The sequence below is a fragment of the Candidatus Trichorickettsia mobilis genome (genome assembly GCF_034366785.1).
GTDB classification, from domain to species: Bacteria; Pseudomonadota; Alphaproteobacteria; order Rickettsiales; family Rickettsiaceae; genus Trichorickettsia; species Trichorickettsia mobilis_A.
On the sequence record NZ_CP112950.1, the window covers coordinates 1 to 7,479 of the forward strand.

Consider the following 7,479-nt stretch of genomic DNA (forward strand, 5'->3'; position numbering starts at 1 on the left):
ATTTAAAAGATTTTTATTTTACCTTTATAGAGTTACCTAAATTTACAAAAACTAAAATAGAAGAGCTGGGTAGCATAATCGAAAAATGGTGCTTTTTTTTCAAATATGCCAGCAAAACAAGTGAAGCGGATCTAGAAAAGTTAATCGGTAGCGATCTTGTCATTAAGACTGCTTATGAAGCCCTAAATCAGTTTAATTGGAGTGAGACTGAGCTAATAGCTTACGAGCAGGAGCTCAAAAGAGTTAGGGATAATATAGCGGCGCTTGAGTATCAGATAGATCAAGCAGAAGCCAGAGGAGAAGCCAGGGGTAAAGAAGAAATTGCCAAAAAAATGCTCTCTCAAAACTGGCTTGCATCTGATATTTCTGCTATTACGGGTTTATCTTCCGAAACAATTGCTAAACTTAGTCGTTCTTAAAGCAACTGCTCCGAAATCGATGACAAGAATCATAAACCGTACTTCTTCAGATCTTTTATGACGTCTTTCCTATTTTTAATAAATGCCTCGGGAGACTGCTCAGCTATTACAAGAACAGCATACCCCGGGCTTGAAGGAAATCTGCGCCCTTCTTCCCAACTCCTGTAGGTTTCATATCCTACCATTATAAAGTTGCTAAAAGCCACTTGGGTTAGATTAAAAGATTTTCTAATAGCTTTTATTCTATCCGGAGTCATCTCAGCTTTCTTTACTGCATACTCAAGTAAATATTTAACCGGGCTCATATTATATTATATAACTAACAAATATTATTTATAGTATATTGGTACATTGTACCAATATACTATAAAAAATCAAGTAGTTTATTACACTAGCTTACCTCCTAATGATAATGCTTTTCTCTTTAGCAAGCACATTTATTTTTTAGATAATTTGAACTCTTGGCCTAGCTTTATATCTTATTGTTTATTAAGTTGAGGTTGTTTTATGTTTTGTGATTTAGCCTCCCATACCTGTACTTTACTATCTATTATCGATAAATTGTTTGGAGCATCTACTCTAACGTATCTTGGAAATTGAGTCGCAACTAGATAACTTGTAAAAGATGATACTAACCCTGAAAACAGAACAATAAATGCTAAGTTTTTCAAAAATCGCAGGCTCTTTTGAGATGATACTGCATCCGCATCCACTGCAAGTTGATTGCTGAACTGAGCTAGTTTTTGCTCTATAGTTATTTTCATATTATCACCGGTATCGGTTAATTGTTCTATACACTGCTTTGTAGTAATTGCCAGATTTTGCCGACACTTGTCGAAATCTTCGGTCAATTTGTCTTGTAGAATATTAAATTGAGCAGTTATTTCTTCGATTTTGGAATGATGTATTTTACCAACCTCGGTAGCTATTTGCGGCGCAATCGCATCAATTTTGTCTTGCATCTTTTGCGGAATTAAACAAAGTAGCCTAGATTCATCGTTCATTTCAGACACAATCTGCTCTTGTCGATTTAAAGCAGTTTCCATCGCTTCTAAAATTTTTTGAATCGTTACTTGCGATGCGCTTAAATTTTCAATCAACTTTTCGCTCACGCTATTTAGCGAACGGGTATTAAAATTTAGATTATCGTTAATTTGTTGCAATTCTTCTTGGACTTTTTCGTCCGCAAATAAGTCTAACACTTCCTGATTATTTTCTTTTTCGGTCATATTACCTCCGTTAAGATTTAATAACGCTATGTTCTGCGTCTAAATCGTGCTTCTTCTTTTGCTCAAGGTTATCTAAAAACTGAGAGCTATGGTGTTCTAAGAATTCTAATTTTTGTAGTTTATCATTATCCTCATCTATGCTCCCAATATCGCGTGCTTGAGGTTCGGTTATCGGATTCTCGCTTTGCACGAACCCCTCGTTTTTATTTGTTAGTTTCGCTTCGGGAATTTCTAGTTTTACTACTCGAACCTGTGGCTCGGGCATAAGAACAAAACATTCTCCTACCGCAAGACTCGCAAGATCGCTATACTCGATTAAATCTTTGTGTTGCTGTTGCTCGCTATAGCTTACGCCGTCACGAAACTCATGCGCTCCGAAAGACGTATTTTTCTGCTGTCTGTAGATGGTTTCCCTACCCGCCATGCTACTTATCGTTTTAGCAATTGCGGGTTCGTTATTTTTGAAGAAGAAATTTGTACCGAATTGTCCGAAGATAGTAGAGCCTTCATACTGCCCGTAATTAGAATAAAGCTGATTTAGGGATTGCAGACCGCTAAGTACGCATGCCCCATACTTCCTACCCTCTGCCATTAAGGTCGGTAAGCTCGGTAATTTACCGAGAGCCGACAACTCGTCTATTACGAACCATATTCTTCTATCTTCTTTTATTCCTATGTCAAGTAACCGAGAAAATGCCGATTCCGCCATACAGGCAATAAGAGCAAGCGTTAAATCTCGACAACTCGGCTTAGTCGCTAAAAATAGGAAGTTACCCGAACCTTCATCTATATTTTCAAAGTACTCTTTTAAAGAAAAACTATTTTCCGGAGTACATTCGCACAAATAACTTAAAGGTTTAGCGTTAGTTGCCAGCACCGAAAGGATAGAGCTTGCGGTAGTTTGATTGTCCGATTCTAAATATCTCGATGCTTCGCTGTTTTTTAATTTAGCTTGCAGTGATTTAAGTGAGCTACTCCTAGTTAACGAGCATAGCCGCTCTATACGCAAATCGCCGATCGATTTCTGATAGTTAGCACAGGCAATAAATACGCTTTCCGCCGATTGCTCCCAAAACGGATCTGCGCTATGTCCCGTTCTCTTACGGTTAAAGCCGAACAATATTTTTGCAAATCTCTCTAGCTCTTCAGTAGTGTTGCAATCACTCCAAAAATCCCATGTCGTACTTCTGGCATCGAACGGGTTAAAGATAATATCGCCTCGAGCTTGATCGTAGTATTTTGCTATCATCTCTCCCGTTTGATCGATAATTATTGCCGGTTGCTTCTTTTTCTCTACTTGCGGCAAAATATTATGGATTAGATTAGTTTTACCGGAACCCGTAGAACCGGTTACTAATAAATGTTTCGTTTCGCTATCTTTAACCAGCGGCATAGCTCCGATATAAAATTGACTCGCCTTACCTGCTCTTTTAAGTATGCTACTTACTTCTCTTGCCGATAGTATTCTACCGCTACCTTCTTTTTTCTTCTCCGATTTTACGTCTTTGCCGAATCTTGACCATAGAATGTAAATCACAAGAAATATTCCGAACATGACGCCAAAAGTTAAAAATAGGCGAACCTTTAAAAACTCAAGAAATTTGTCATAAGAGCTTTTAAAATAATTTGATCTTATTATTTTACGCGGATCGATGTCTTCAGCATACAAACCCTTTTGATCGTAGGCGTCTACGGTAGTGTAATAATACTTAGCTTTAGGATTGACCTTACTTCTTATGAGGCTTGTGGCATTATCAAAACCGTTTGCTATCACCGCTTTATGATAAGTCATAGCCGCTTTTAAATCTAAGATTTGTGCAGGCTTATATGAAACAAAACCGACTATTGCTAAACTAACTAACATTGACGTCATAAAGGAGCGGTGTAGCACCTGAAAGAACATCCTGAGTTTATGAAGGAATATTTGTCCTCCTCCCGTAAAATCATTCAACATTTTATTAATCCCAATTTTCAAGCACTAGTTTCGGTATACGCTTAAATTCACTAATATTATTAGTTACTAAAATTGCTTGCTCGGCGATTGCATGACTTGCAATAAGCAAATCATTGTTACCTATTATCGTTCCTTCTTTCTTTAGCTGCGCTCTTAGCTCACCGTAATAAAAAGCGCATTTCGCAGAAAAATCTATTATCTCAAGCCTACTTATAAAGATATCTAGATTGATTTGGTTCTGTTTTTGATTATGACTATTAGATACCCCGTATTGAAGTTCCGCTAGTACTATAGAAGAGATGCTTAAAGTATGAATTCGTTCTAACGCTTCAAGTTTTTGTAAATAAGAATCCGGTTTCTTATTAATTGCATAAATACAAATATTGGTGTCCAGCATATATATCATTTAAACAACTCCCATTTTCTTTCCTGAAGAGACAAATCTTTCCTATCTTCAGCAAAAAAATCATCGGTCGGTTTTATTTCGTTAAATACGTCTTTCCATGTTTTTAGTAGCGGTTGTATTACTATTCCGTTGCCTAGCGGAGTTACGCTTACTTCATTAGTAGTAAATCTAAATTCCTTAGGCAGTCTTACTGCTTGACTTTGACCGTTTTTGAATATTTTAGCTTTATGCATAATAACCTCTGTTAGTATATATTAATTAGTATATACTAGTATACTAACGTTAACAATAAATTTCTCTAACTACACTTAAGCCAAGCTAAAAGTATCTTTTTTGAATATTTTCTATGATACTCAGGATTAGCAGAGTGATAATGACGTACCGCTTTATTCCAAGAGCCGTGTTTCCGGTATAATTCGTTTAAAAACTTTGCCGCATATTCAAGATTAGATTTCGGCTCAAGCATCTCTGAAATAGAACTAAAATGCTTGCCGTGCCAGCGTAAGTTAATTTGAGCAATCCCAAGATCGATATTAGTAACTCCTTCATCTTGATAAAGCCTTACTATGCGTGTGGCTTCTTCTTTTGAGTTTGGTATAGTAGTTTTACCTGCAATATTAAGAGCATAAGGCTTATTACCAGATTCTACGCTTGTTATCGACTTAAGTAAGCCGCTCGGAATAGCATAATCTTGTTCGGTTTTATCGATTAACTCCGCTAAATCCTGTGCAAAACAGTTTTGTATAGAGAAATTAACGAGTAATATCGCAAGCAATAATCTTATTATTTTGCACACACCCCCGAATCTTGATACAATAGGGGGGATAATTTTATATTTTAAAATATACACGGAGCTAATTATGGGCTTTATTAGATCACGGCTAAATAGAGATAATTTTTGGAATTTGATGTTTTTAGTCGCTACGGCTTCAGGCATTATGCTTAGTGAATGGCTCACGGCTATGCCGAACTTAAGTTTACTCGGGTTAGTTACGTTAATTACCTCTTTAACCTTTGTTCCTTGGTTGATGATTTCTCTTAACCGCGTTACTTGGATTGAAGACGACAAAACCTTTGTTAGCAAACAAGGACGGGTAATTAATACTAAATCGCTAAAATGGTTGCTGCTAGTGTTTCCCGCTATTGCAGGTAGCATAGTCGTCGTTCCCAATTTTCTTGAGACTTTGTTTTCTAGCAATACTCTAGATCGTTTTATTATCACTCTAGTTTTTGTAAGCTTCTTCATAGCCCCTGTTTTATTTTTTATATTAATCAATTGTCCTATCTCAATTCTGTTTAATAAAAATATTTATCGTTCTTCAGTTAACGGTATGAAGTTTCAGCAAGCTAATTTTGAAAATCCTGGGTATCAAATACCATCACCAACGCTTCTTGAAAAAACTACATCCCTTAATTATGCTTATCTTAGTTATAACATTAATAACCATAACCGTTATCGTTAAACAAAATTATCATTTCTTCTTATCAACGATTTGTCCTGCTTTTTGTATTGAACCCTTATCGACTTTACTTATCTCGGTTATGGTACTTTTTCCGTCGGCAGGATCGATCGTTGACGGATTAGTTTCTCCGCCGACACCGAAGAATTTAGCATATTTTCCCTGACCTATTCTGTTTTTCTCTAGCGTGTTAATTTTCTGTTGTCTTATAGTTTCTTGCAGTCCATGTTCAGACCTTGCTTCTGCAATTTTTTCTTGATTACCTTGAATTATAGTATTAACTTTTTGTTCTAAACCGCCGCTATCCAAATGTTTGGCATGGGTTTTTAAGCCGCTATTTTCCGCACGTTCTTTTACGCCTTTGGTAGGATCGGTATTAATAGATTTCTGATTTTGGACACTAAAGCTATTAAGCGATTGTAACGCTCTCTCACCAGATACCGATTCTTTACCTCTATTTACTTGCGATAGCGTATCATTTGTAGGAATATTATCCATGCTTCTACGAATCGAGACTACTCTAGGATCATTATTTTCTATCATGCTATGGGCGTCTTTAGTAGATACTCCGTAAGCTTTAGAAACTTTTGATTCTAATTCATGATATTTATCCTGTTCCCAAGAGGAATCTTTTGAATGCATATGACTTATGGCATTGCTATAATGAGCAGCTTGCTCTTGCCTCATCCCTATAGATTGCTCTAAACTTTGTTGTTTCTCGAAGTTTTTCCTTAAATCCTCGCTATAACTAGTATCAAGACTATTAGTCTTGGCAAATTCTTCTGAAGATAAGGCTTTTGCTAGATTACTATAGTTTATCGATACATTCTTATCACGACCGATTTGGCTCTCATCTGTAACAGATTGAGAACTTGTATTAGTTAACCTAATATCTCCTCCGACATCAGCCGATACATTGGCAGATACTCCATTACCTCTAGCACCTCCTCCGCTGAAACCTGCGCTACCTCCCACTCCTATTTTACCACCAGCTCCAAGATCTTGACCGTGTCCATAAAGATAATTCTGATTCATATGCCTAGTTTGACTAACAGCCTCACGCACCTCTTCGGCTTTATCTCCTAAGGTGCTATAATCAATCTTCTTACCTTCACTCTCAGCCGCTGCTATACGTTTGATATAATCCGCCGAGGTAGTTTCCGCGCTTCTTAGCGTATCGCTATAAGATCGTTGATCGGAAGCAAGCATTGACTGATTCTCAGAGAAAGCTTGATGCAGCTGGGTACTCACTCCTTCTCTTGCGGCAACTTTTGTGCTGCCGCCCGACATCGTAAGACCCACGCCGCTTTGAAATAAAGTATTGCCACCGCCGGTCACTTTTTCCATAGTACCGTCCGTATGCTGGTATGAACTAGCTCCTGCCGCATATGATTCGTTCCAGTCCGTCTTAAATCCTCCTTGACTATATAGCTGCCTGTTACCGACGGAATAATTATCAAAGCTCTTATTATTCGTCACCGACTCGTTAGCTGCCTGTGATGCGGCAGACTGACTTGCACCCGTAATAGTTCCCGCTAAATGGATAAAGCCCCCTACTCCGCCTTGAATAATGCTAAAGGCTAAAAACGGTATAGCTAATTGCAGACCCGATGCTACCGCTACGATCTTATCGGTGTAGTTCCCGATTCTGCTCATAGTACTAAAACTAACGATTTGATCGGATATTGCCTTTAAGGTAGTACTGCTATAGATATCGATAAACATGTTGAGGACGGCATTTAGAGGCGCCCATAGCTGAAACGAAGCCACCAAAGTCAGATAACCTAAGTACCTACCCCAACCTCCGCTCATAATTAGCATCGGGAGCATAAATATAAACGAGCTATATACGAGTCCTTTTAGCACCGACATTAATATAGGTAAATAAGTACCCGCTAAATCTCCCGCAATTCGCCAGTTTGATTCTTGCGTAGCACTTGCTCTCGCATAGCCGTAATCGTCGGAGTAGTTTTTTATGCTATTTATTAGCATTTGCTGACGTATTAGACTT

The 7,479-nt window shown here is 37.8% G+C and carries 9 protein-coding genes; 2 read left to right on the plus strand and 7 right to left on the minus strand.

Annotation, left to right across the window (positions count from 1 at the left end; translation table 11 throughout):
• Positions 1-419, plus strand: a 419-nt coding sequence (locus Trichorick_RS08860) for a PD-(D/E)XK nuclease family transposase (protein ID WP_323739293.1), incomplete at its 5' end; no start/stop codon positions are given.
• A 29-nt stretch (positions 420-448) separates the two neighbouring features.
• Here Trichorick_RS08860 and Trichorick_RS08865 read toward each other — a convergent pair.
• The 6 genes from Trichorick_RS08865 to Trichorick_RS08890 all read right to left on the minus strand — a co-directional run bounded on the left by Trichorick_RS08865 (position 449) and on the right by Trichorick_RS08890 (position 4,804).
• Complete coding sequence (locus Trichorick_RS08865; RefSeq protein WP_323739294.1) at positions 449-724, minus strand: helix-turn-helix domain-containing protein; 276 nt, start codon at positions 722-724, stop codon at positions 449-451.
• A gap of 174 nt (positions 725-898) precedes the next feature.
• A complete protein-coding gene (locus Trichorick_RS08870; RefSeq protein WP_323739295.1) occupies positions 899-1,648 on the minus strand; it encodes a hypothetical protein in 750 nt (249 codons plus the stop codon).
• A 10-nt stretch (positions 1,649-1,658) separates the two neighbouring features.
• Positions 1,659-3,512 carry a type IV secretion system DNA-binding domain-containing protein gene (locus Trichorick_RS08875; RefSeq protein WP_323739296.1) on the minus strand — a complete coding sequence of 618 codons (1,854 nt, stop codon included), beginning with the start codon at positions 3,510-3,512 and terminating at the stop codon, positions 1,659-1,661.
• Positions 3,513-3,606: 94 nt separating this feature from the next.
• Positions 3,607-4,008 carry a type II toxin-antitoxin system tRNA(fMet)-specific endonuclease VapC gene (gene vapC / locus Trichorick_RS08880; RefSeq protein WP_323739297.1) on the minus strand — a complete coding sequence of 134 codons (402 nt, stop codon included), beginning with the start codon at positions 4,006-4,008 and terminating at the stop codon, positions 3,607-3,609.
• A complete protein-coding gene (gene vapB, locus Trichorick_RS08885; RefSeq protein ID WP_323739298.1) occupies positions 4,005-4,241 on the minus strand; it encodes a type II toxin-antitoxin system VapB family antitoxin in 237 nt (78 codons plus the stop codon). Before vapB ends, vapC begins: the two co-directional genes overlap by 4 nt.
• A gap of 65 nt (positions 4,242-4,306) precedes the next feature.
• Complete coding sequence (locus tag Trichorick_RS08890; RefSeq protein WP_323739299.1) at positions 4,307-4,804, minus strand: lytic transglycosylase domain-containing protein; 498 nt, start codon at positions 4,802-4,804, stop codon at positions 4,307-4,309.
• A 64-nt stretch (positions 4,805-4,868) separates the two neighbouring features.
• On the opposite strand from Trichorick_RS08890, the gene Trichorick_RS08895 reads away from it, so the two are divergent.
• Positions 4,869-5,471: a hypothetical protein gene (locus Trichorick_RS08895; protein WP_323739300.1), complete on the plus strand. Its 603-nt coding sequence runs from the start codon at positions 4,869-4,871 to the stop codon at positions 5,469-5,471.
• A gap of 9 nt (positions 5,472-5,480) precedes the next feature.
• Here Trichorick_RS08895 and Trichorick_RS08900 read toward each other — a convergent pair.
• Positions 5,481-7,479 (minus strand): conjugal transfer protein TraG N-terminal domain-containing protein (locus Trichorick_RS08900; protein ID WP_323739301.1); only part of this gene is annotated, 1,999 nt, incomplete at its 5' end.

Coding starts and splice junctions, on each gene's coding strand:
- Trichorick_RS08865 (WP_323739294.1), bottom strand. CDS start 724: ATGAGCCCGGTTAAATATTTACTTGAGTATGCAGTAAAGAAAGCTGAG.
- Trichorick_RS08870 (WP_323739295.1), bottom strand. CDS start 1,648: ATGACCGAAAAAGAAAATAATCAGGAAGTGTTAGACTTATTTGCGGAC.
- Trichorick_RS08875 (WP_323739296.1), bottom strand. CDS start 3,512: ATGTTAGTTAGTTTAGCAATAGTCGGTTTTGTTTCATATAAGCCTGCA.
- vapC (WP_323739297.1), bottom strand. CDS start 4,008: ATGATATATATGCTGGACACCAATATTTGTATTTATGCAATTAATAAG.
- vapB (WP_323739298.1), bottom strand. CDS start 4,241: ATGCATAAAGCTAAAATATTCAAAAACGGTCAAAGTCAAGCAGTAAGA.
- Trichorick_RS08895 (WP_323739300.1), top strand. CDS start 4,869: ATGGGCTTTATTAGATCACGGCTAAATAGAGATAATTTTTGGAATTTG.